Here is a 19115-nt window from a genome sequence, read left to right on the forward strand (position 1 = left end):
TTCAAGGCCCGGATCGGACAGCCCATACCATTGCTGCAGCAACAGCGCCTTAAACAGCGCCAGCGACGGGTAAGCTGGCGCTCCCATCGCCCCGCTGCGCAAGCCGCTCAGCAGCACTTCGATCGCGCCCCAGTCGACCAGTTCCGACACCCGCTGCAATGGCGCATTGGCTCGAGCCGCGTCACTCACCAGCCCGTCCGTAAAGCTCAGCTGACCAATCTGGCGCTCCGCCATCCATCCCTCCGGCGAATCCTTCACCTAAGAGAATCATCCCCACTGACTTCTGCAAAGCCCTCGCTTAAAGCGGGGCATCCAGTGGAGTGCGACGAAGTTGCGCGCTTGATCCTCCCACAACGATTTCCGCGCAGCGGCGCAATTGCGCGCCATGCTCGCATCTCCAGCGCTAGCGGCGAAAGCCGATGGGGCGAGGGCGTCAGCCTTGCCTGCCCCCGCCGCGATCATCCCGCCCAAGAAATCCCCAGCCAAAGTTCCCCATTTTCGCTTTGCTTTCGTTTTTGGTTGTGATTTACTCCAATCCGAAAGTAAAACCGTCAAAGCGAAGGCGGTTGCCGGGGGAAGCGTTCTTTGGACCAGATTTACGACCTCGCCATCATTGGAGGCGGCGTTAATGGCTGCGGCATCGCGCGCGATGCGGCGGGCCGGGGTAATTCTGTTTTCCTCTGTGAGATGAATGACTTGGCCAGCGGGACGTCGTCCTGGTCGACCAAGCTCGTGCATGGCGGCCTGCGCTATCTCGAATATTACGAGTTTCGTTTGGTGCGCGAGGCGCTGATCGAGCGCGAGATCCTTTGGCAAATCGCACCTCACATCATTCGCCCGCTGCGTTTCGTTTTGCCGCATCACGCCGGCCTGCGCCCGGCCTGGCTGCTGCGGCTCGGCCTCTTCCTCTATGACCACATCGGCGGCCGGCATTTGCTGCCGGCGACGCGCTCGGTCGATCTGACCCGCGACGTGGTCGGCAAGCCGTTGATCCCGGGCCGCTACACCAAGGGCTTCGAATATTCCGACTGCTTCGTCGACGACGCGCGGCTGGTGGCGCTGACCGCGCGCGATGCCGCCGATCGCGGCGCCGAGATCCGCACCCGCACCCGCGCGGTCGAGATCAGGCAGGTCGACGGCGTCTGGCACGTCACGGTCGAAGACACCACGAGCGGTTCGCGCGAGACGATCCAGTCGCGCGTGCTGGTCAATGCCGGCGGCCCCTGGGTCGAGCAGGTGCTGGCGTCGGGCGCCGGCGTCAACGCGCGGGCCAAGGTGCGGCTGGTGCAGGGCTCGCACATCGTGGTGCCCAAGCTCTACGACCACGACCGCGCCTATATCTTCCAGAACGCCGACGGCCGCATCATCTTCGTCATTCCCTATCAGGACGATTTCTCGCTGATCGGCACCACCGATCGCGACTATGACGGCGATCCGGCCAAGGTGAAGGCGACGCAGGAGGAGATCGAATATCTCTGCGCCTCCGCCAGCGCGTATCTCGCCAAGCCCGTGAAGCCCGAGGACGTGGTGTGGAATTACTCCGGCGTGCGACCGCTTTATGACGACGGCGCGAGCGAGGCCAAGGCCGCGACCCGTGACTACGTGTTCGAGCTCGATACGCCCGGCGGTGCGCCGCTGCTGTCGATCTATGGCGGCAAGATCACGACCTATCGCCGGCTCTCCGAAGAGGCCCTGGAGCGGCTGTCGCCCTACCTCCGCGGCACGAAGGCGCAGGAGGGCTGGACCGGCAAGGCACCGCTGCCCGGCGGCGATATGGATGTATCCGCGGTCGCGGCGCTGAGTGCCGAACTGGTTCGTAACCATCCGTTCCTCGCGCCATCACATGCCAACCGTCTCGCGCATGCCTACGGCACGCGCGCCAGCAAGATCTTGGGCAATGCAGCATCGGCTGAAGATCTCGGCCGCACCTTCGGCGCCACCTTGACGGAGAGTGAAGTCCGGTACCTGATGGCGAACGAATGGGCTCGGACTGCGGAAGATGTCGTCTGGCGACGATCCAAGCTGGGCTTGCGGATGACGGCGGGTGAAATCGCCGCGCTCGACGAGTGGATGGCCGCCAACCGCGTGTCCGGTGAACGTCCCCTCCGCGAAGCGGGAGGACGGGTATGAGCGTTACACTGCAGAATGTCACGCGAACCGTGGATGGCATTCCGACCATCCGCGACGTTTCGCTGACGCTGGAGCGTGGCACGCTCAGCGTGCTGCTCGGGCCGACGCTGTCGGGCAAGACCTCGATCATGCGATTGCTCGCCGGCCTCGACAAGCCGACCACCGGCCGCGTGCTGGTCGACGGCAAGGACGTCACCGGCGCCGATGTGCGGCAGCGCTCGGTCGCGATGGTCTATCAGCAGTTCATCAACTATCCCTCGCTCACGGTGTACGAGAACATCGCCTCGCCGCTGCGGGTGCAGGGCAAGCCGAAGGCCGAGATTGAGAAGCGCGTCACGGAGGCGGCCGGCCTGCTGCGGCTCGAGCCCTATCTGAAGCGCACCCCGCTGCAACTCTCCGGCGGCCAGCAGCAGCGCACCGCGATCGCGCGCGCGCTGGTCAAGGGCGCCGACCTCGTGCTGCTCGACGAGCCGCTCGCCAATCTCGACTACAAGCTCCGCGAGGAGCTGCGCGCCGAGCTGCCGCGGATCTTCGAGGCGTCGGGCGCGATCTTCGTCTATGCCACCACCGAGCCGTCGGAGGCGCTGCTGCTCGGCGGCGACACGGTGTGCATGTGGGAAGGCCAGGCGCTGCAAACCGGCGCGACGCCGAAGGTGTACCGTCATCCCGATACGCTGCGCGTCGCGCAGGTGTTCTCCGATCCGCCGCTCAACATCATCGGCATCGAGAAGAAGGGCGCCCAGGTGATCTATGCCGGCGGCGAGCAGGCGCCGGCGGCCGGGCTCTATGCCACTCTGCCTGACGGTGTCTACCGGATCGGCTTCCGCGCCCACCAGCTCGAGGTCGGCAGCGCCGCGGCAGGCCACCACAAATTCTCCGCGACCGTGACGGTGACCGAGATCACCGGCTCGGAGAGCTTCGTCCACGTCCATGTCCACGACTCCAACTGGGTCGCGGTGTTGCACGGCGTGCATGAATATGAGCCCGGGCAGGTGCTCGACGCCGCGCTCGATCCCGCCAACATCTTCGTGTTCGACGCGGCCGACCGCCTCGTCGCTTCACCCGCAACAAAGTTTCTCGAAGTGAGGGAGATGCTTCATGGCCCGCATTGACCTCGTCGATCTCGCGCAGTCCTACAACGGCAACGACGCGCCGCTGGAATCCTTTGCGCTGAAGCCGGTCACCATGACCTGGCGGCAGGGCGGCGCCTATGCGCTGCTCGGGCCGTCCGGCTGCGGCAAGACCACGCTGCTCAATCTGATTTCCGGCATCGTGACGCCGTCGCGCGGACAGATCCTGTTCGACGGCCGTGACATCACGCCGCTGTCGACGCAGAAGCGCAACATCGCGCAGGTGTTCCAGTTCCCCGTGATCTACGACACCATGACGGTGGGTGAGAACCTGGCGTTCCCGCTCAAGAACCGCGGCGTCGCCAGGGCCGAGGTCGATGCCCGGGTCAAGCAGATCGCCGATCTGCTCGACCTGACGCCATATCTGAACCGCAAGGCGACGCGGCTCACCGCCGATGCCAAGCAGAAGATCTCGCTCGGCCGCGGCCTGGTGCGCTCCGACGTCGCCGCCGTGCTGTTCGACGAGCCGCTGACGGTGATCGATCCCGAGCTGAAATGGCAGCTGCGCTCCAAGCTCAAGGCGCTGCATCGCGAGCTTGACCTCACGATGATCTACGTCACCCACGACCAGACCGAGGCGCTGACCTTCGCCGACACCGTCGTCGTGATGCATGACGGCCGCGTGGTGCAGAGCGGCACGCCGGCCGAATTGTTCGACAAGCCGGCGCACACCTTCGTCGGCTATTTCATCGGCTCGCCCGGCATGAACATCGTGCCCGCCGAGGTCTCGGGCCACGAGGCCCGGATCGACGGCCATGTCATCGGCCTGCGCCGCAATTACGGCGTCCTGCCGGCGGGCAAGAAGATCGAGATCGGCGTGCGGCCGGAATTCGTTGATGTTGCGCCGCCCGCGTCAGGGCTGCTGTCGGCCACTATCGAGCGGATCGACGATCTCGGCCGTATCCAGTTCGCCCGCGTCCGCGTCGGCAATACCAAGCTCGCGGCGCGCGTGCCGCCGGGCTTCTCGGTCTCCGGCGACACCGCCGGTCTCGTTTTCAATCCTGCCTATGTCCACGTCTATGCCGACAGCCATTTGGTGGAAGGGGTCGCCTGATGGACAAGACGATCAACCAAAAAGCCTGGTTCCTGGTGCTGCCGGTGTTCCTGGTGGTCGCGTTCTCGGCGGTGCTGCCGCTGATGACCGTCGTGAACTATTCGATGCAGGACACCTTCGGCAACAACCAGTTCTTCTGGAACGGCGTCGGCTGGTTCAAGGAGCTGCTCGATCCCTCGACCGATCTCGGCGGCCGCTTCCTGGCCTCGCTCGGCCGCAACCTGTTCTTCTCCGCCGTGATCCTCGCGATCGAGGTGCCGCTCGGCATCATCGTCGCACTGTCGATGCCGCGCGAGGGCTGGAGCGTCGCGGCCTGCCTCGTCATCCTCGCACTGCCGCTTTTGATTCCGTGGAACGTGGTCGGCACCATCTGGCAGATCTTCGGCCGTCCCGATATCGGCCTGCTCGGCTATGTGCTGAATCACCTCGGCTTCAACTACAACTACGTCTCCAATGAGGTCGACGCCTGGGTCACGGTCATCGTGATGGACGTCTGGCACTGGACCAGCCTCGTCGCGCTGCTCTGCTACGCCGGCCTGAAGTCGATCCCCGACGCCTATTACCAGGCGGCGCAGATCGACGGCGCCTCGCGCTGGGCGGTGTTCAAGGCGATCCAGCTGCCGAAGATGAACCGCGTGCTCCTGATCGCGGTGCTGCTGCGCTTCATGGACTCGTTCATGATCTACACCGAGCCGTTCGTGGTCACCGGCGGCGGTCCCGGCAACTCGACGACCTTCGTCTCGATCGAGCTCGTCAAGATCGCGCTCGGCCAGTTCGACCTCGGCAAGGCCGCAGCGCTGTCGCTGGTCTACAACCTGATCATCCTGATCGTGTGCTGGGTGTTCTACACCGTGATGACCAATGCGGGCACCGAACGTAAGGCCGTGGCGCAGGGCGAGCCGGCGGCCGAGCCCAAACCAGCGGCCGCACCCAGGCCCGCAGGCGTGCTCAAACCGAAGGAAGGAGTGGCCTGATGCACTCGATCCCCGGTCGTCGCCTGATCATGGCGCTGTTTTTGATCTTCCTGCTGTTGCCGATCTACTGGCTCGTCAACATGAGCTTCAAGACCAACGCCGAGATCGTCTCGACGATGACGCTGTGGCCGCATACGCCGACGCTGCAGCACTACCGGCGCATCTTCACCGACGAGAGCTGGTATTCCGGCTACATCAACTCGCTGGAATATGTCGTCATCAACACCGTGATCTCGATCGCGGTGGCGTTGCCGGCGGCCTACGCGTTCTCGCGCTACCGCTTCCTCGGCGACAAGCACCTGTTCTTCTGGCTGTTGTCCAACCGCATGGCGCCGGCGGCGGTCTACGCGCTGCCGTTCTTCAACCTCTATTCGGCGATCGGCCTGTTCGATACGCCGTGGGCGGTCGCGCTCGCGCACTGCATCTTCAATGTGCCGCTGGCGGTGTGGATCCTCGAAGGCTTCGTCTCCGGCGTGCCGCGCGAGATCGACGAGACCGCGTTCCTCGACGGCTATTCGTTCCCGCGTTTCTTCATCAAGATCCTGGTGCCGCTGATCGCGAGCGGCATCGGCGTCGCCGCGTTCTTCTGCTTCATGTTCTCCTGGGTCGAGCTGTTGCTGGCGCGGACGCTGACGTCGGTGCAGGCCAAACCGATCGCGGCGATCATGACGCGCACGGTCTCGGCTGCCGGCATGGACTGGGGCCTGCTGGCGGCGGCCGGCGTGCTCACCATCATCCCCGGTGCGCTCGTGATCTGGTTCGTCCGCAACTACATCGCGCGCGGCTTCGCGCTTGGCCGGGTCTAGGAGGCAATCATGGAATCCATCGCATGGATGGCATGGACCTGGCCCACCGCGATCTTCTTCGTGCTGCTTGCCTGCACGCTCGGGATGATGACCTGGCTCGCGATCGCCTATCCCGAGGCCGAGCGGGTCGGTGTGCTGCGGATTCCTACCACGCGCGGCGATCGTCTGTTCGTTTCGCTGGTGCTGGCGGCGGTGATCCATCTGCTGTGGATCGGCCTCGTCGGCACCGATCCGATTTTCACCCTGCCGATCGGTGAGGGCATTGATATTACGAGCCTGTGGCTCGCAACACTGATTTCGCTTGCCTCAGCTGCGGTGATCTTTCGCACCGTCTGAGAGGCGAAAAAGAGCAGATCCGGGGTCTACCCGGACCTGGGGTACTTAGTTTGTCGCTGCAACCGGAGGAATCAACATGCGACACTTGAGAAGCACCAAGGATAGTCTTCTGACCATGACCAGCGTCGTCGCGCTGGCTGTGGCTTCGGTGGCTATCGCCGCGCCCGCCCGGGCGGACGAAGCGGCCGCAAAGAAGTGGATTGACAGCGAATTCCAGCCGTCGACCCTCTCCAAGGACGACCAGATGAAGGAGATGCAGTGGTTCATCAAGGCCGCTGCCCCCTTCAAGGGCATGGAGATCAACGTCGTCTCCGAAACCCTGACCACCCACGAATATGAATCCCGCACGCTCGCCAAGGCGTTCGAGGAGATCACCGGCATCAAGGTCAAGCACGACATCATCCAGGAAGGTGACGTCGTCGAAAAGATCCAGACCCAGATGCAGTCCGGCAAGAACGTCTATGACGGCTGGATCAACGACTCCGACTTCATCGGCACCCACTTCCGTTACGGCCAGGCCGTCGACCTGACCGAGTGGATGAAGGGCGAGGCCAAGGACGTCACCGACCCGATGCTCGACGTCGACGACTTCATCGGCAAGTCGTTCACGACGGCACCGAACGGCCACCTCTACCAGCTGCCCGACCAGCAGTTCGCGAACCTCTATTGGTTCCGCTACGACTGGTTCACCAACCCGGACTACAAGGCCAAGTTCAAGGCCAAGTACGGCTACGATCTCGGCGTGCCCGTGAACTGGTCGGCCTATGAAGATATCGCCGACTTCTTCACCAACGACGTCAAGGAGATCAACGGCGTCAAGGTCTACGGCCATATGGACTATGGCAAAAAGGACCCCTCGCTCGGCTGGCGTTTCACCGACGCCTGGCTGTCGATGGCCGGCAACGGCGACAAGGGCCTTCCGAACGGCCTGCCGGTCGACGAATGGGGCATCCGCATGGAAGGCTGCCGTCCGGTCGGCTCGTCGGTCGAGCGCGGCGGCGACGTCAACGGTCCGGCGGCGGTCTATTCGATCGTCAAATACCTCGACTGGATGAAGAAGTATGCTCCGCCGCAGGCGCAGGGCATGACCTTCTCCGAGTCGGGCCCAGTGCCCTCGCAGGGCAACATCGCCCAGCAGATCTTCTGGTACACCGCCTTCACCGCCGACATGGTGAAGCCGGGAATCGCCGTGATGAACGCGGACGGTACGCCGAAATGGCGTATGGCTCCGTCGCCGCACGGTTCGTACTGGAAGGACGGCATGAAGCTCGGCTACCAGGACGTGGGTTCGGCCACGCTGCTGAAGTCGACCCCCGTCGATCGCCGCAAGGCGGCCTGGCTCTATCTGCAGTTCATCGTCTCCAAGACGACGAGCCTGAAGAAGAGCCATGTCGGTCTCACCTTCATCCGTGAATCCGACATCTGGGACAAGTCGTTCACCGAGCGTGCGCCGAAGCTCGGCGGCCTGATCGAGTTCTACCGCTCGCCCGCGCGCGTGCAGTGGACCCCGACCGGCAACAACGTGCCCGACTATCCGAAGCTCGCTCAGCTGTGGTGGCAGAACATCGGCGATGCGTCGTCCGGTGCGAAGACGCCGCAAGCTGCGATGGACGCGCTCGCCGCGGCCCAGGATTCGGTGATGGAGCGTCTTGAGAAGTCCGGTGTGCAGGGTGCCTGCGGACCGAAGCTGAACAAGAAGGAAACCGCCGAGTACTGGTACAAGAAGGCCGAAAAGGACGGCACCATCGCTCCGCAGCGCAAGCTCGCGAACGAGAAGCCGAAGGGCGAAACGATCGACTACGACACGCTGATCAAGTCGTGGCCGGCGAGCCCGCCCAAGCGCGCCGAAGCGAAGTAAGGCGTACCAGCCCACGCCATCCGAAAACTGCGAAAGGCCGGGAGCAATCCCGGCCTTTCTTGCTTGATCGACGCCTCCATCCGGAAGTGTGGAGCCTGGTTCCGGATTGTGCTCAAATGACGCGATGAGATCGTCGCGCGCCTCCTCGTCGTCGCATCATGATCCCGGAGTTTCGCCATGCGCATGATTTTTCGCTGCGATCCGCAGCTTGCCGATCATCTGCCGCGGCCGTATCCGGCGCGCAGCGCTTTGCCCGATTGGCTGCGTGCGATGCCGGCGAAGGCGCATTCCGGCATTCACGGCCGCGAGATCCGCACCGTCAAGCAATGCCCGCCCTTCGTCGACGCGATGGCCTATGGCGTGATGATTCCGCTGCCCTGCGATGTCAGGGTCGAGCGCGGTGCGTTCGCCTGGGACTGGGACATTCCGCAGCCGGCGACTGAGGGCCATCCGCGCGCGCCGCTCAGCTTCCATCCCGTCGCGCAATTTGACGGCGCGCCGTTCGCCGACGGGCAGGCCGCACTGAAATTCAACAGCTTCTGGACCATCGAGCTCGAACCCGGCTGGTCGCTGTTCGCGACGCATCCGGTCAATCGCGACGACCTGCCGTTCCGCTTGATCTCCGGGCTGGTCGACGCCGACCGCTTTCACGATGGCGGAATCAATTTCCCGGCGGTCTGGACCCGGCCTGATTTTGCCGGTGTGCTGCCGAAGGGGACGCCGATCGCGCAATGCTTCGCCGTGCCGCGCGAGGCCCCCGAACTTAAGTTCGAGGCCTTCGACGACGCGCATCGCGAAGCCTATTCGAAGGTCGTCGGCGAGGTGCTCGCCGCGCCCAATGTCTACCGCAAGCATTTCCGCGCCAAGCGCGGCCGGCTAACCCACTAACATGCGAGATCTAGGTGCACGGTCTTTAAGGGAGCCGAGAGCTGATGTTGGAGTTAGCATTTCTCTCCTGGGTTGCGCTTGGATCGCTGATTTTTACACTCACCTTCTTGAGGATGATTTGGGGTGCGCTCCAGGTTGGTGAGCAATGGTCATCACTGGTTGGGGGGACCTTTATCCTGGCAGAATACAATCGCAAATATCGCGTTAGCTTGTTTGCCGGCTTCGGCTTCGCATTCATCGGCGCGCTCATATACAACATATTGTTCAGCATGGGATTTGGGCAGTGATGGGCTTCCTTGCGCTCGGATAGCCTTTCTTGGACGGCAAATACCGGGTGGGCCGCCCAGCAATTCCGCAGAATCCATCATCGCAATTGGGGCTAGTCTTGGGACGGGAGAGAGTTGGGCTCTAGGGCCAGACGCAACGCGCGCTCGTCGATCCAGAGTCGGCCATGTGAGGCCGAGGTCAACGCCATTGCGATCGAGCCGAACATGTCGGGACGCAGACGATAGGCGCTTGCATAGGCGAGCATCGCGGAATCGGGGTCGCCGGCCTCCTGAAGCACGATCCCAAGATTCAGCGCGGCCTCAGCGAAGTCCGGCTTGATCTCGAGTGCCTTGCGATAGGCGCTTGCGGCGCCGTCATGGTCGCGCAAATCCTGCTTTGCGACGCCGAGATCGAACCACACCGAGGCGGGCGCCGCGCTCGCGGCGGCACGCTCGAGCAGGCTCACCGCGCCGGCGAGATCGCCATTCTCCCAGGCCAGCCGGCCGAGCCGCGCACGGGCTTCCTGATGCTCCGGGATGGCCTCGAGGATCGCCTCCCAGGCCTCGCGCGCCTGCGCCTTGCGGCCGGCCAATTCCAGCGTGCGGGCCTTCTCGACGAAGGCCTCGCGTTGCGGCTTCAGTGCGATGGCGCGGTCGAGATGCGTCAGGGCCGCGTCGAATTCGCCGCCGGAGCGGGCGAGACGGCCGGCGAGCAGACGCGCCGCCGCATTGTCCGGGCGCCGCGCCAGGCTCGCCTCGACATGCTTGCGCGCCGGCGCGATCTCGCCCTTGGCAAACAGCACGGCGGCCAGCAGATGGCTCAGCATCGGCTCGCCGGGTTGGTGCGCGAGGCCGCGCTCGCAGAGCTCGACGGCTTCGCCATGTCGTCCGGCATTGAACGCGGTGGTGGCGCGTCGAACGATATCCTCGGTGGTGTCCTTGCTCATTCCGTGCGCGACCGACTTCCGGCTTGTTCGTCACGCGCCATGCTATGCGGCTCTGGAAGTCATGACCAGCGCTTACCGGGACGCGGAGTGGTCAACTGCTGGCCGCGAAGAGCGGTGAGGGGTCGACGCATGAAAATGGCCCAGAGCGCGGATGCACTCTGGGCCATTTGATCGAGGGGACGTTGCGTTACTCCGCAGCTTCGGTCGCCTTCAGGGTCGGGTAGTCGGTGTAGCCCTTGGCGCCGCCGCCGTAGAAGGTCGCCTTGTCCCACTCGTTGAGCGGGGCGCCGGCCTTGAGCCGCTCGACCAGATCGGGGTTGGAGATGAACGGCTTGCCGAACGCGATCAGGTCGGCGGCTCCTGCCTCCAACACCTTCTCGGCCAGCGCGAAGTCGTAGCCGTTGTTGGCGATATAGGCCTGCTTGAAGCGCTTGCGCAGCGAGGCGTAGTCGAACGGCGCATTGTCGCGCGGGCCGCCGGTGGCACCTTCGATGACGTGGATATAGGTCAGCTTCAGCGCGTTGAGCTGGTCGACGATGTAGTCGAACAGCGGCTGCGGGTTGGAGTCGGAGATGTCGTTGGCCGGCGTCACCGGCGAGATGCGGATGCCGGTGCGATCGGCGCCGGCTTCGGTGGCGACCGCCTTGGAGACTTCCAGCATCAGCCTGGCGCGGTTCTCGATTCCGCCGCCATAGGCGTCGGTGCGCTTGTTGGTGCTGTCGCGGGCGAACTGGTCGAGCAGATAGCCGTTGGCGCCGTGGATCTCGACGCCGTCGAAGCCGGCCGCCAGCGCGTTCGCCGTGCCTCGCTTGAAGTCCTCGATGATGCCGGGGATCTCCGAGAGTTCGAGCGCGCGCGGCTCGGAGACATCGGCGAAGGTGCCGTTCACGAACGTCTTGGTCTTGGCGCGGCCCGTGCTCGGCGCCACCGGCGCGCCGCCGTTCGGCTGCAGCGAGGTGTGCGAGATGCGGCCGACATGCCAGATCTGGATGAAGATGCGGCCGCCGCGCTCATGCACGCGGTCGGTGACCTTACGCCAGGCCGCGACCTGTTCCTTCGAATAGATGCCGGGCGTGTCCTGATAACCCTGGCCCTGCTGCGAGACCTGGCTTGCTTCGGTGATCAGGAGGCCGGCGGAGGCGCGCTGGCCGTAATAGTCCACCGCGAGCGGGCTTGGCACCATGCCGGGCGGCACCGCGCGGTTGCGCGTCAGCGGCGCCATCACCAGGCGGTTCGGCAGCGTCAGCGCGCCAAGCTTGTAGGGCTCGAGGAGTTTGGTCGGTTGGCTCATGTGAAATGTTCCAGAGGGTGACTGATGAGACGAGAGTTGTGCATTGCCGCGACGAGCGCAATGGCCCGTCCATGCCCAGATTGCAGGCTAGCCGCGCACGATTCCGCCCATGTGGCCGGCATCGAGGAACAAAGTGTGCGCGTTCACGTAGGAGGATTCATTCGAGATCAGGAACAGCGCAGCATAGGCGACCTCCCAGCCGGTGCCCTGGCGGCCGAAAGGCACTGTCACGGCGCGGTCCGATCGCCTGCGGCTGGCGTCGCGGCCCATCGGCGTATCCATGAAGCCGGGTGCGATCACATTGCAGCGAATGCCCTTGTCCTCGCCGGCCCGCGCGATCGCCCGCCCGAGCGCGATCTGCGCCGCCTTGGAGGATTCATAGGCCGGGTTGCGGCCGCCGGCGCGCTGGCTCGCCATCGAGGAGATCAGAATGATCGCACCGCCCGGCGCCATCACCTCCAGCGCCTTCTGCGCGAACAGCATGTGGCTGCGGACGTTGACGGCATAGTCGCGGTCCCAGGCCTCTGCCGTCATCTTGGGCAGCGACAGGCCGGAGGAGATGCCGACATTCAGCGCCAGCCCGTCGAGCCCGCCGAGTCTTTGCGCGCAGCGTTCGACCGCGGGCGCGATCGCCGCGACGTCGGAGACATCGACCACATCGGTGAAGGCCTTGCCGCCTTCTCTTGTGATCTGCGCGACGGTGTCATCGGCGGCGTCCTTGTTGACGTCGAGGCACGCGACCGCGGCGCCCTCACGGGCGAACAGCACGCTCATCGCGCGCCCATTGCCGATCGGCGGTTGCTCGTCGACGGTTGTGCGCTGTCCCGCGCCGACCACGATGATGCACCGGCCGGCGAGGCGGCCGTGGTTCTTCGCCAGTCCCAGCGCTTCGGCATGCAGCGATGCGGAAGGATCGATGGCTTTCGGGGCGTGGGTTGTGGTCGACATGGCGTGCTCCCTGACGTCTTGTTGTTGTCAGGGAGCAGTAGCACGGCTGCGCGTGCGAGGCTAAAATCCCGCGGCGGGGAATATCGCGTCAGCTGACGCCGAGGAAATCGCGCTTGCCGACCTCGACGCCGTTGTGGCGCAGGATGCCGTGCGCGGTCACGGCGTGGAAATAGAAGTTCGGGAACGAGAAGGCGCTGAGGAATTGCTGACCCTTCAGGGTCATGGTGCGGTCGCCGCCGATCGGGAAGGTGACGTCCTTGGCGTCTGCGCCGTCGAATTGCGCGGGCTTGAACGACTTCACATAGTCGATGGTCTTGGCCAGCCGCTGCTTCAGTTCGCCGAAACTCTTCTCGGTGTCGGGCGTCGACGGCACCTCGCTATGGGTCAGCCGAGCGCAGCCTCTCGCGGCGTGGTCGCAGACCAGCTGAATCTGCTTGGTCAGCGGCAGCATGTCCGGATAGAGCCGCGATCCCAAGAGCACCTCGGGCGCAATCTTCTTCGCCTCGCAATGCGCCTCGGCCTTGGTCAGCTCACCGCTGAGGCTGTTGAGGATCTGCAGATAAGCGGGGACGACGGCGTCATGAAAGGACATGTGATGCTCCCTGGGCTGATGAAGTCCGGATGTTACCGAACGGCGATGCTGCAAATGGGACCGCGGTTGGAAGAATACAACTGCGGGGAGCTGTAACATTTGGTCAAATATTCTTTGTTTTCCCGTCATCCTGAGGAGCGCGAAGCGCGTCTCGAAGGATGTAAGGCCCCAGTGTGGCCGATTCATCCTTCGAGGCTCGCTGCGCTCGCACCTCCAGCGACAATGGCTACGCCATTGCGCGGGGATGACGGGCTGAGAGCCAGACTAGCCATTCCGGACGAGATGCCGACGTCTTACCGCGTCCCCGGCATCGCGGCGTCCGCGGCCGGCTGCGCACGGCCGCCGCGCATCCGAGCCAGCAGCTCCGCGGTCGGCCAGGAATCCGCCGGCAGTCCGTATTTCATCTGCATCGCCTTGACCGCGCTGCGGCTCGCCTGGCCGAGCACGCCGTCGATCTTGCCGACATCGTAGCCGGCGCGCGCAAGCAGCCCTTGCAGTTCCTTGATCTCGTTGAACGGCAGCTGCGCGACCGGCGCGTGTGGCCGCTGCATCGGCGGTGCGCCCGCGATGCGGCCGGCGAGATAGCCCGCGGTGGTGGAATAGATCAGCGAGTTGTTCCACTCGGTGTACGCAGCGAAATTCGGATAGGCGAGGAACGCCGGGCCCATCCGGCCCATCGGCAGCAGCAGCGAGGCCGGCAGCTCGTCATTCGGCAGAGCCTTGCCGTCGGTCAGGGTGACGCCGAGCGATACCCATTTCGAGCGCGGCAGCTTGATCGTGAGGTCGGCCTGGTCCCAAGGGAAACTCGCGAAATTCGCGGCCTGCGGCACGCGCACTTCCTGCAGCCACGGCTCGCCGCGCCGCCACTTCAATCCGTTGGCGATGTAGTTCGCGGTCGAGCCGATCACGTCGGGGCCGCTCTGCAAGAGATTGCGATGGCCGTCGCCGTCATAGTCGACGGCGTAGTTGAAGTAGTGCGTCGGCAAAAATTGCGTCTGGCCGAGCTCGCCGGCCCATGAGCCGATCATCTCGTCGGGAGTCAGGTCGCCGCGCTCGATGATCTTCAGCGCGGCGATGGTCTCGCCCTGGAACATCTCCGAGCGGCGGCAGTCATAGGCCAGCGACACCAGCGATTTCAGCGTCGGCAGATTGCCCATCTGGACGCCGAAATCGCTCTCCAGTCCCCAGAACGCGGCAATCACCGCCGGCGGCACGCCATATTCCTTCTCGGCGCGCGCGAAGGCGGCCGCATAGGTCCGGATGTATTGCTGGCCCTGCTGCATCCGATAATTCGCGGCCATGCGGCCGGCAAACTGGGTGAAGATTTGCCCGAACACGCGCTGGCCGCGGTCGCGGTTGACGATGCCCTGGTCGTAGACGAGATACGGCGCGGCCTCCGCGATCGTGCGCTGCGAGACGCCGGCGGCCACTGCCTTCTGCTTCAATTCAGTGAGGAAGCGATCGAAGTTCTGCCCGTTGTGGCAGGGCGCGGCCCTTGGCGAGGCGACGGCGGCCGGGCGCGGCCTCACCGGGGCCGGCCCAGTGGGATTGGGCAGCAACTGCTGTGCCTGACCAAGCGAGGAGAGCGCCAGCGCGCCTGCGATCGCTGCGATCATGATCGGGGCGCGGAGGGGAGAAGCTGGCATCGATGTCACCGGCTGGGAGAAGGGGATTTGAGGCCCGTCCTGCATACACCAGGGCGATACCGGGCAACAACGGGGGTGCCGCTGTTAGACCAATTGGGCTTCGGCAGGTTGCAGCGCCGCCGCTATGATCGGCCTAATGATTCGCGGGCAGGGGTGTCGGCGGATCAATCACGCCCGGAGGGACCCATGTGGAGTTTTCTCGAGCGTCTTTTGGACTCGTCGACGTTTTCGCCACACGGCATCTGCCTGTTGTGGGAGCCCGAGCTGATCTGGCTCCACGTGATTTCAGACGCGATCATTGCCGCTTCGTATTTCTCGATCCCGTTTGCGCTGGCGATTCTCGTCTCCAAACGGCGCGACTTCCAGTTCGGCTGGATGGCCTGGCCGTTCGCGACCTTCATCCTCGCCTGCGGCCTCACGCATGTGTTCTCGATCTACACGCTGTGGGTGCCGATCTACGGCCTCGAAGGCCTGCTCAAGGCGCTGACCGCAATCGCCTCGATCTTCACCGCGGTGCTGCTGTGGCCGTTGATCCCACGGATCCTGGCGATCCCGACCGAGGCGCAGCTGCGCGAGGCGCATGTCGCGCTCGCAGAGGAGGGACGGCAGCGCCAGCGCTCGGAATTCCTGCTCGAGCGTTTCCGCGAGGCCGAGGCCAATGAGAGCAAGATCCGCCAGGCCCAGAAGATGGAAGCGGTCGGCCAGCTCACCGGCGGCATCGCGCACGACTTCAACAACATCCTCACCGTCATCACCGGCACCATCGACATCCTGGCCGAGGCGGTCACCCACAACCGCCAACTCACCGAGATCACCGCCCTGATCCGCGACGCCGCCGACCGCGGCGCCTCGCTGACGCGGCATCTGCTCGCGTTTGCGCGCAAGCAGCCGCTGCAACCGAGCGACGTCGACATCAATGCGCTGATGGTCGACACCATCGAGCTGCTGCGGCCGACCATCGGCGACCATGTCGATATCGACTTTCGCCCGATGCCGGACTTGCCGCGCGCGCTGGTCGATTCCAACCAGCTCGTCACCGCGATCATCAATCTCGCGCTCAACGCGCGCGACGCGATGCCGAAAGGCGGCCGGCTTGCGATCGAGACCCGCACCGCCGAGCTGAAGCCGTCGGACGCGCACGGCCAGGACGGGCTCGCCGCCGGCGACTATGTCGCGATCGTGCTGATCGACAACGGCCAGGGTATCGCGGAAGCCGATCTCGCCAAGGTGTTCGAGCCGTTCTTCACCACCAAGGACGTCGGCAAGGGCACCGGCCTGGGCTTGAGCATGGTCTACGGCTTCGTCAAGCAGTCCAACGGCCACATCGTGCTCGACAGCGAGGTCGGCCACGGCACCAGGGTGACGCTCTATCTGCCGCGTGCGGCGGTGATCTCGCCGGGTGCGATACCCGAGCGGCGGCAGCCGGAGGTCCGCGGCGCGCAGGAGATCGTGCTGGTCGTCGAGGACGACAGACTGGTGCGCTCCTACGTGCTGACCCAGATCGAGAGTCTCGGCTACGCGACGCTGTCGGCCAACAATGGCGCCGAAGCGCTCGCCGTGCTCGACCGCGGCACGCCGATCGATCTCCTGTTCACCGACGTCATCATGCCCGGCGCCATGAACGGGCGTGACCTTGCCACCGAGGCAGCAAGGCGCCGGCCCGGTCTGCGCGTGCTGTTCACGTCGGGCTACACCGATGATGCCATCGACCAGGACGGCAAGCTCGAGCAGGGCATCCTGTTCCTGGCCAAGCCCTACAGCCGCGCCCAGCTCGCCCGCATGCTGCGGGTTGCGCTGCGCAACGACGAGACGGCGATCGCGCAGCAGGAGCCGGCGGAGTAGGCGCGATGCCGTAGATGCCGTAGCCCGGATGAGCGAAAGCGATATCCGGGGGCGGTCTCCCCGCATGTCGCTTCGCTCATGCGGGCTACGTAACGACAGATGACCAATCGTTAATCCGCGCCGCGTCGCTGCGACGCACGCCTTCCCCTTGCGGCGCGATCGGCAAAATCCCTACCTCAGCGGCGTCAGTTGTGGCAGCATTCCGCCTGCCGCCAGGGAACCACGATGAACTATTTTCGTACCGCGCTCCTGCTTGCCGGCCTCACCGCGCTGTTCATGGGCGTCGGCTATCTGATCGGCGGCGGCACCGGCGCCGTGATCGCGCTGATCGTCGCGGCTGCGACAAATCTGTTCACCTACTGGAACTCCGATCGCATGGTGCTGTCGATGTACGGCGCCCATCAGGTCGACGCGCGTTCGGCGCCCGAACTCTACCAACTCGTCGCCGAGCTCGCGCAGCGCGCTGGCCTGCCGATGCCGCGCGTGTTCCTGATGGACGAGGCGCAGCCCAATGCGTTTGCGACCGGCCGCAATCCGGAGAACGCGGCGGTTGCCGTCACCACCGGCCTGATGCAGCAGCTGAGCCGCGAGGAGCTCGCCGGGGTGATCGCGCACGAGCTTGCGCATATCAAGCACCACGACACGCTGACCATGACGATCACGGCGACCATCGCCGGCGCGATCTCGATGCTGGCGCAGTTCGGCATGTTCTTCGGCGGCAACCGCAACAACAACGGCCCTGGTATCGTCGGCTCGATCGCGATGATGATCCTGGCGCCGCTCGGCGCCATGCTGGTGCAGATGGCGATCAGCCGCACCCGCGAATACGCCGCCGACAATTATGGTGCGCGTATCGTCGGCCAGCCGATGTGGCTGGCGTCCGCGCTCGCCAAGATCGAGAATTCGGCGCATCAAGTGCCGAACATGGAGGCCGAGCGCAATCCGGCCACCGCGCACATGTTCATCATCAATCCGCTGTCGAGCCACGGCGTCGACAATCTGTTCGCCACCCACCCCTCGACCGCGAACCGCATCGCCGCGCTACAGCAGCTCGCCGCCGAACTCGGCACCCAGACCGCGCCGCGCCCCGCAGGCGCGGCCTATCCGCCGCGCAGCCCGTGGGGCGGATCGTCCAGCCAGCGCGGGCCGTGGGGGTAGGGCAGGGGCAGAGCGCGCTTTTCGCGCGAGCGTACGGCATTTGGATTTTGGCAATCGATGCGATCGCCAGCAGGTTCGTCATGCCCGGGCTTGTCCCGGGCATCCACGTCTTCCTTTCCAGGCGAAGAAGGACGTGGATGGCCGGGACAAGCCCGGCCATGACGGTGCAGACCGGTTAGCAGGTCGCCGCTACGCGCTCGCGGCATCCAGCCGTGCAACCTGGTCCTTGCTCAGCTCGAGGTTCGCAGCCGCGACCAGCGTCGTGACCTGCTCGGGCTTGGTGGCGCTGGCAATCGGCGCGGTGATGGAGGGTTTTGCCATCAGCCAGGCGAGCGCGACCGCGGCCGGCTCGGCGCGGGTCTCGGCGGCGACCTCGTCGAGGCCGGCCAGAATGCGCATGCCGCGCGGGTTCATGTATTTGGGAATGCTGCGCGTGCCGCGCGGGCTCTTGGCGAAGTCGCTCTCCGAGCGATATTTGCCGGTCAGGAATCCCGCGGCGAGGGAGAAGAACGTGATCACGCCGACGTCGTTCTCCTCGCAGACGCGTTGCAGCGCGCCTTCGTAGCTCGACCGTTCCGCCAGGCTGTATTCGGGCTGCATGCTCTCATAGCGGGGAAGGTTGTTCGCCTTGGAAATATCGAGCGCAGCCTTCAGCCGCTCCGGCGAGAAGTTCGAGGCGCCGATCGCCCTGACCTTGCCCGCCTTGATCAGTTTGTCATAGGCCGCGAGCGTCTGTTCCTGTGGTGTGGTCTCGTCGTCCTTGTGCGACTGATAGAGGTCGATGTGATCGGTCTGCAACCGCCGCAGCGAGTCCTCGACGGCGCGCGCGATGTAGTCCGGCTTCAGCCCGACATTGCCGTTACCCATGTCCATGCCGACCTTGGTGGCGAGGATGACGCGGTTGCGGTTGCCGCGCGCCTTCATCCATTTGCCGATGATCGTCTCGGACTCGCCGCCGCTGTGCCCCGGCACCCAGCGCGAATAGACATCTGCCGTATCCAGGAATGTCAGCCCCTGATCGAGCACGGTGTCGAGCAGGCGAAACGAGGACGTCTCGTCCACCGTCCAGCCGAATACGTTGCAGCCGAAGCAGAGGGGAGGGACGGTGAGGCCGGAGCGGCCGAGCTGGCGATGCTTCATGTTTGTTCTTTCGCTTGTTCTTGACGAGAGCCGCCGGACACTGAGGCAGATCGATCTTGTTTGCAAGACGCTGCGCTGCAAGGGGAACGTGCCGTCATGCGTGCGTCAG

18 protein-coding genes are annotated in these 19115 nt (G+C 64.8%); 11 read left to right on the top strand and 7 right to left on the bottom strand.

Annotated features, from left to right (window positions below; genetic code table 11):
- Positions 1–234, bottom strand: a 234-nt coding sequence (locus tag BI327_RS39665) for a transposase (RefSeq protein WP_143271787.1), incomplete at its 3' end; no start/stop codon positions are given.
- Positions 235–585: 351 nt separating this feature from the next.
- Between BI327_RS39665 and glpD the strand changes: the two genes are divergently transcribed.
- From glpD to BI327_RS39710, 9 genes are all read left to right on the top strand, one after another.
- Positions 586–2130: a glycerol-3-phosphate dehydrogenase gene (gene glpD, locus BI327_RS39670; protein WP_076867081.1), complete on the top strand. Its 1545-nt coding sequence runs from the start codon at positions 586–588 to the stop codon at positions 2128–2130.
- The gene (locus BI327_RS39675; protein WP_076867082.1) at positions 2127–3242 is read left to right on the top strand and encodes an ABC transporter ATP-binding protein; all 1116 of its coding nucleotides are present in this window, start codon (positions 2127–2129) and stop codon (positions 3240–3242) included. The genes glpD and BI327_RS39675 overlap by 4 nt, the downstream gene beginning before the upstream one ends.
- Positions 3229–4314: an ABC transporter ATP-binding protein gene (locus BI327_RS39680; protein ID WP_076867083.1), complete on the top strand. Its 1086-nt coding sequence runs from the start codon at positions 3229–3231 to the stop codon at positions 4312–4314. The genes BI327_RS39675 and BI327_RS39680 overlap by 14 nt, the downstream gene beginning before the upstream one ends.
- On the top strand, positions 4314–5288 hold the full coding sequence (locus BI327_RS39685; protein ID WP_076867084.1) for a carbohydrate ABC transporter permease: 975 nt from the start codon (positions 4314–4316) through the stop codon (positions 5286–5288). The genes BI327_RS39680 and BI327_RS39685 overlap by 1 nt, the downstream gene beginning before the upstream one ends.
- A complete protein-coding gene (locus BI327_RS39690) occupies positions 5288–6094 on the top strand; it encodes a carbohydrate ABC transporter permease (RefSeq protein ID WP_021075985.1) in 807 nt (268 codons plus the stop codon). Before BI327_RS39685 ends, BI327_RS39690 begins: the two co-directional genes overlap by 1 nt.
- Positions 6095–6103: 9 nt before the next feature.
- Complete coding sequence (locus BI327_RS39695; protein WP_076867085.1) at positions 6104–6430, top strand: DUF2160 domain-containing protein; 327 nt, start codon at positions 6104–6106, stop codon at positions 6428–6430.
- A 115-nt stretch (positions 6431–6545) separates the two neighbouring features.
- Positions 6546–8288: an ABC transporter substrate-binding protein gene (locus BI327_RS39700; RefSeq protein ID WP_167386936.1), complete on the top strand. Its 1743-nt coding sequence runs from the start codon at positions 6546–6548 to the stop codon at positions 8286–8288.
- A 177-nt stretch (positions 8289–8465) separates the two neighbouring features.
- Entirely contained in the window at positions 8466–9176 is a 711-nt protein-coding gene (locus BI327_RS39705; RefSeq protein ID WP_076867087.1) for a hypothetical protein, read from the top strand.
- Positions 9177–9220: 44 nt separating this feature from the next.
- Positions 9221–9463: a hypothetical protein gene (locus BI327_RS39710; RefSeq protein WP_076867088.1), complete on the top strand. Its 243-nt coding sequence runs from the start codon at positions 9221–9223 to the stop codon at positions 9461–9463.
- 92 nt (positions 9464–9555) lie between these two features.
- On the opposite strand, the gene BI327_RS39715 is transcribed toward BI327_RS39710, so the two are convergent.
- From BI327_RS39715 to BI327_RS39735, 5 genes are all read right to left on the bottom strand, one after another.
- On the bottom strand, positions 9556–10389 hold the full coding sequence (locus BI327_RS39715; RefSeq protein ID WP_076867089.1) for a tetratricopeptide repeat protein: 834 nt from the start codon (positions 10387–10389) through the stop codon (positions 9556–9558).
- Positions 10390–10576: 187 nt separating this feature from the next.
- On the bottom strand, positions 10577–11680 hold the full coding sequence (locus BI327_RS39720) for an alkene reductase (RefSeq protein ID WP_076867090.1): 1104 nt from the start codon (positions 11678–11680) through the stop codon (positions 10577–10579).
- An 87-nt stretch (positions 11681–11767) separates the two neighbouring features.
- Positions 11768–12628, bottom strand: a complete 861-nt coding sequence (locus tag BI327_RS39725) for an SDR family NAD(P)-dependent oxidoreductase (RefSeq protein ID WP_076867091.1) — start codon at positions 12626–12628, stop codon at positions 11768–11770.
- An 88-nt stretch (positions 12629–12716) separates the two neighbouring features.
- Positions 12717–13220 (bottom strand): DUF1993 domain-containing protein, encoded by a 504-nt coding sequence (locus BI327_RS39730; protein ID WP_076867092.1) that lies wholly within the window; start codon positions 13218–13220, stop codon positions 12717–12719.
- Positions 13221–13513: 293 nt separating this feature from the next.
- Complete coding sequence (locus BI327_RS39735) at positions 13514–14866, bottom strand: lytic murein transglycosylase (protein WP_245335073.1); 1353 nt, start codon at positions 14864–14866, stop codon at positions 13514–13516.
- A 186-nt stretch (positions 14867–15052) separates the two neighbouring features.
- Between BI327_RS39735 and BI327_RS39740 the strand changes: the two genes are divergently transcribed.
- Together BI327_RS39740 and htpX are read left to right on the top strand one after the other, a co-directional pair.
- Positions 15053–16708, top strand: coding sequence for an ATP-binding protein (locus BI327_RS39740; RefSeq protein WP_076867093.1), 1656 nt, complete (start codon positions 15053–15055; stop codon positions 16706–16708).
- Between the two features lie 225 nt (positions 16709–16933).
- Positions 16934–17866: a zinc metalloprotease HtpX gene (gene htpX / locus BI327_RS39745; RefSeq protein WP_076867123.1), complete on the top strand. Its 933-nt coding sequence runs from the start codon at positions 16934–16936 to the stop codon at positions 17864–17866.
- Positions 17867–18055: 189 nt separating this feature from the next.
- Here the strand turns inward: htpX and BI327_RS39755 are convergent, their stop codons facing one another.
- A complete protein-coding gene (locus BI327_RS39755; RefSeq protein ID WP_076867095.1) occupies positions 18056–19006 on the bottom strand; it encodes an aldo/keto reductase in 951 nt (316 codons plus the stop codon).
- Between the last annotated feature and the right edge of the window lie 109 nt (positions 19007–19115).

Source organism: Bradyrhizobium mercantei (assembly GCF_001982635.1).
GTDB lineage: Bacteria > Pseudomonadota > Alphaproteobacteria > Rhizobiales > Xanthobacteraceae > Bradyrhizobium > Bradyrhizobium mercantei.

Excerpts from the sequence above, each read along its gene's own strand:
- BI327_RS39675 (WP_076867082.1), top strand. The coding sequence starts at position 2,127 with ATGAGCGTTACACTGCAGAATGTCACGCGAACCGTGGATGGCATTCCG.
- BI327_RS39680 (WP_076867083.1), top strand. The coding sequence starts at position 3,229 with ATGGCCCGCATTGACCTCGTCGATCTCGCGCAGTCCTACAACGGCAAC.
- BI327_RS39685 (WP_076867084.1), top strand. The coding sequence starts at position 4,314 with ATGGACAAGACGATCAACCAAAAAGCCTGGTTCCTGGTGCTGCCGGTG.
- BI327_RS39690 (WP_021075985.1), top strand. The coding sequence starts at position 5,288 with ATGCACTCGATCCCCGGTCGTCGCCTGATCATGGCGCTGTTTTTGATC.
- BI327_RS39695 (WP_076867085.1), top strand. The coding sequence starts at position 6,104 with ATGGAATCCATCGCATGGATGGCATGGACCTGGCCCACCGCGATCTTC.
- BI327_RS39700 (WP_167386936.1), top strand. The coding sequence starts at position 6,546 with ATGACCAGCGTCGTCGCGCTGGCTGTGGCTTCGGTGGCTATCGCCGCG.
- BI327_RS39705 (WP_076867087.1), top strand. The coding sequence starts at position 8,466 with ATGCGCATGATTTTTCGCTGCGATCCGCAGCTTGCCGATCATCTGCCG.
- BI327_RS39710 (WP_076867088.1), top strand. The coding sequence starts at position 9,221 with ATGTTGGAGTTAGCATTTCTCTCCTGGGTTGCGCTTGGATCGCTGATT.
- BI327_RS39715 (WP_076867089.1), bottom strand. The coding sequence starts at position 10,389 with ATGAGCAAGGACACCACCGAGGATATCGTTCGACGCGCCACCACCGCG.
- BI327_RS39720 (WP_076867090.1), bottom strand. The coding sequence starts at position 11,680 with ATGAGCCAACCGACCAAACTCCTCGAGCCCTACAAGCTTGGCGCGCTG.
- BI327_RS39725 (WP_076867091.1), bottom strand. The coding sequence starts at position 12,628 with ATGTCGACCACAACCCACGCCCCGAAAGCCATCGATCCTTCCGCATCG.
- BI327_RS39730 (WP_076867092.1), bottom strand. The coding sequence starts at position 13,220 with ATGTCCTTTCATGACGCCGTCGTCCCCGCTTATCTGCAGATCCTCAAC.
- BI327_RS39735 (WP_245335073.1), bottom strand. The coding sequence starts at position 14,866 with ATGCCAGCTTCTCCCCTCCGCGCCCCGATCATGATCGCAGCGATCGCA.
- BI327_RS39740 (WP_076867093.1), top strand. The coding sequence starts at position 15,053 with ATGTGGAGTTTTCTCGAGCGTCTTTTGGACTCGTCGACGTTTTCGCCA.
- htpX (WP_076867123.1), top strand. The coding sequence starts at position 16,934 with ATGAACTATTTTCGTACCGCGCTCCTGCTTGCCGGCCTCACCGCGCTG.
- BI327_RS39755 (WP_076867095.1), bottom strand. The coding sequence starts at position 19,006 with ATGAAGCATCGCCAGCTCGGCCGCTCCGGCCTCACCGTCCCTCCCCTC.